Annotated in this window: 1 protein-coding gene and 2 pseudogenes; 2 read left to right on the top strand and 1 reads right to left on the bottom strand. The window is 43.1% G+C overall.

Annotation, left to right across the window (positions count from 1 at the left end; all coding sequences use genetic code 11):
* Nucleotides 1-19 precede the first annotated feature (19 nt).
* Nucleotides 20-202: pseudogene (locus AB4585_RS22345) on the bottom strand (IS110 family transposase); the annotation flags it as partial.
* Between the two features lie 443 nt (nucleotides 203-645).
* On the opposite strand from AB4585_RS22345, the gene aspT reads away from it, so the two are divergent.
* A complete protein-coding gene (aspT, locus tag AB4585_RS22340; protein ID WP_372171004.1) occupies nucleotides 646-2,361 on the top strand; it encodes an aspartate-alanine antiporter in 1,716 nt (571 codons plus the stop codon).
* A gap of 116 nt (nucleotides 2,362-2,477) precedes the next feature.
* Nucleotides 2,478-3,127: pseudogene (locus tag AB4585_RS22335) on the top strand (bifunctional aspartate transaminase/aspartate 4-decarboxylase); the annotation flags it as partial.

Below are 3,127 nucleotides of genomic sequence, written 5' to 3'. Positions count from 1 at the left end.
AAATTCAGCGTACCACTACAGCCCAATAATGAGCACTGGAGCAAGCTTCCATACCAACAAGACAAGGAGGCATATTGGTCAACGTTTCGGACAACTTCTTTCTGCTGATATTTTTCTTCAAAAGAACTTTGCCTGATGAATCTACTCCGTGAAGAGCAAAAGAAGATTTAGCTAAGTCGATACCTAAAGTTGCAATGGTCATGGTCTCTTCCTCATTTATGTTACCGACTATAAGTTTAGACGGTGGGTGGAAGTGTCCATATCATTAACAACGCCCGGTGATTATGCCAACTGCCTCTTTGTTGAGAGCCGTAAGCCAGTAAAACAACGGTAGGTAGGTTGTCGTTCTTGAAGTGGAAACACTTAATTGAAATTGATTTCGAAAATCATCTACTTTTGCCGGTTTAAGATAAATCTATTTAAACCAATCACTTAAGGTGTAAATTGCACTTCAAAAACTATGCGAACAGTTAAAGTGATGATTTGATCCATCAAATGGGATTACATAATAAAACCTTTTGTTCTTAATATTCGGTTCGAAGCAACGAGATGCTTTATTTATTTTGAATAATCCAACAAATGTCATTATTAAGTTATTCGTTAGATTATTTACTCCTTATATTTAGTAACAAGAGTAAATTTGTCATGGACATTATTTCTAATCTGTTTGACATGGCACCATTTGTCGCACTATTTATTACACTCTCATTGGGTTATATGGTTGGTAAAATTACTATCGGCCGATTTGTTTTAGGCGGTGTGGCCGGAACATTATTAATGGGCGTAATTATTGGGCAATTTGGTGTTCAGATTGATCCCGGCGTAAAAAGTATTTTCTTTGCGCTCTTTATTTATGCTGTGGGTTATCAAGGCGGCGCACAATTCTTTAAAGCGCTTAACTTTAGAACCATCAACATTCTGTTGTCTGCGGTTGTTATGACGGTTTCAGGCTTATTGTGTGTACTTGCCGCTGCGTGGTTGTTTGACTTAGATAGAGGTACTGCTGCGGGCCTAGCTGCCGGTGGTTTAACTCAGTCTGCGATCATTGGTACTGCAGGCGATGCGATCGCCCGTTTGGGTGGTGTGTCTGAAGAAGCCAAACATCTGATGCAAACTAACGTTGCTGTTGGTTACGCTGTAACATACATCTTTGGTTCTCTAGGTCCAATCCTAATGGTGACATGGGTATTCCCAACACTAATGAAATGGGACATTCGCTCTGAAGCAATCAAAATGGCAGAAGCGAACTCAGATGGTAATGCAGAGCTTGGTGCTGGTGAATTCAATGCGATGACAAAACTTGAGACTCGCGCTTTTGAAATCAAAGCAGAGAGCAAACTGAATGGTTTGACACTAGTCCAAATCAATCAAGATTCAATAGACGCATGCATCGAAGTTATCGAGCGTGATGGCAAAGCGATTGAAGCAGACAAATTTACTAAGCTTCAACAAGGCGATGTTCTGGTTATCACAGGTACTCGTAAAGCCATTGGTCAGTTGAAAGGTGACTCTGTTGGCTCTGAAGTTGTGCTTCCAGAAGAGTACGAAGTCATTGAAGAGAACCGTCAGCTTATCGCAGACAACAAACAACTGATTGGCCGTACACTAGGTCAAATCAAATCAGAAGCGAACAAAGGCACTTACCGTGGTGTTTATGTGACTGACTACCTTCGCGAAGGTGTATCAATCCCAGTTCACGCTGACCTTGTTGTTAAGAAAAATGATGTTATTCAATTAACTGGCTCACCAAGCGATATTAATCGTGTTCAAGGTACAATCGGTAAGCCAATGAACTCAGCAACAATGACTGACTTCATTGTACTAGGCATGGGTATGGTATTGGGTCTTTTGATTGGCCTAATCAACTTCAAAATTGCAGGTATTCCGGTCACTATCGGCTCTGGTGCAGGCTGTCTAGTGTCAGGTCTGATTGTTGGTTGGTTACGCAGCCGTAACCCACATGTGGCGCAATTCCCAGAATCAGCAGCAAGCTTTATTCGCGACTTCGGTCTAGCAGCATTCGTGGGTATCGTTGGTCTTGAGGCTGGCCCTCAAGCGGTAGACACCATCAAAGAACACGGTATGAGCCTACTATTCTTGGGTGTTGCGGTAACCATCATTCCACAGATTATTTCGTTCTTCTTCTCTTACTTTGTTTTGAGAATCAAAAACCCAATTGAAGCACTTGGTTGTGTGACTGGTGGTCGAAGTGCAAACCCTGCGTTTGCGGCATTGATGGAAAAAACAGGCAATGCAACTCCAGTATTCTCATTCACAGTGACTTACGCAGTAGCCAACGTGCTATTGACCCTTTGGGGACCAATCATCGTCGGCATTATCTCCGTCAACGCTGGTATGTAATTCAGACTATAACGTCAGTCTAAGACGTCAATCCAATTAAAACACTAAGCGATTCCCTGGCCAAACATAGGGAAGGGGATCGACTTGCTAAAATTTATGAAAGTAAGGTATCTATTATGACTACTCAAACTCCAACTATCGATTTTTCAAAATTCGCTGACCTAAGCCCATTCGAGCTAAAAGACAAACTGATTGAAGTGGCGCAAGCTGTGCCAGATCGTGCACTTCTTGATGCAGGTCGTGGTAACCCTAACTTCCTAGCAACGCTACCTCGTAAAGCATTCATCCGTCTTGGTGAGTTTGCGGTAGCAGAAGCAGAGCGTAACTACGCTTACCTAGGTGGTGATTTCGGTGGTATCCCTGATGGCGTCGGCATCGTTGAGCGTTTCGACACGTTCGCAAGCCAATATGCAACAGACAAAGGCGTTGATTTCCTACGTCGTGCACTAAGCTACGCAAAAGACCGTCTAGGCATCGAAAAACAAGCGTTCCTAAACGAGCTAGTACTGGCTTACCTTGCGTGTAACTACCCAGTGCCACCACGTATGCTAGTGAACATCGAGAAAGTGGTTAAACAATACATCGCAGAAGAGATGTACGGCCCAATGCCAATGACGACTAACTTTGACCTGTTCGCAACAGAAGGCGGCACTGCGTCAATGACGTACACGTTCGCAACCATGTTCAACAATGGTCTATTGAAAAAAGGTGACAAAGTTGCGCTAATCACGCCAATCTTTACCCCTTACCTAGAAATCCCAGAGCT

The sequence above is a fragment of the Vibrio sp. 10N.222.49.C9 genome (assembly GCF_041474985.1).
Lineage (GTDB): Bacteria > Pseudomonadota > Gammaproteobacteria > Enterobacterales > Vibrionaceae > Vibrio > Vibrio crassostreae_C.
The sequence above is the reverse complement of the archived record's forward strand: the minus strand, read 5'-3'. Positions and strand labels throughout refer to the sequence as shown.

Bases quoted from the DNA above. Each gene is read 5' to 3' on its own strand.
- aspT (WP_372171004.1), top strand. From the start codon at position 646: ATGGACATTATTTCTAATCTGTTTGACATGGCACCATTTGTCGCACTA.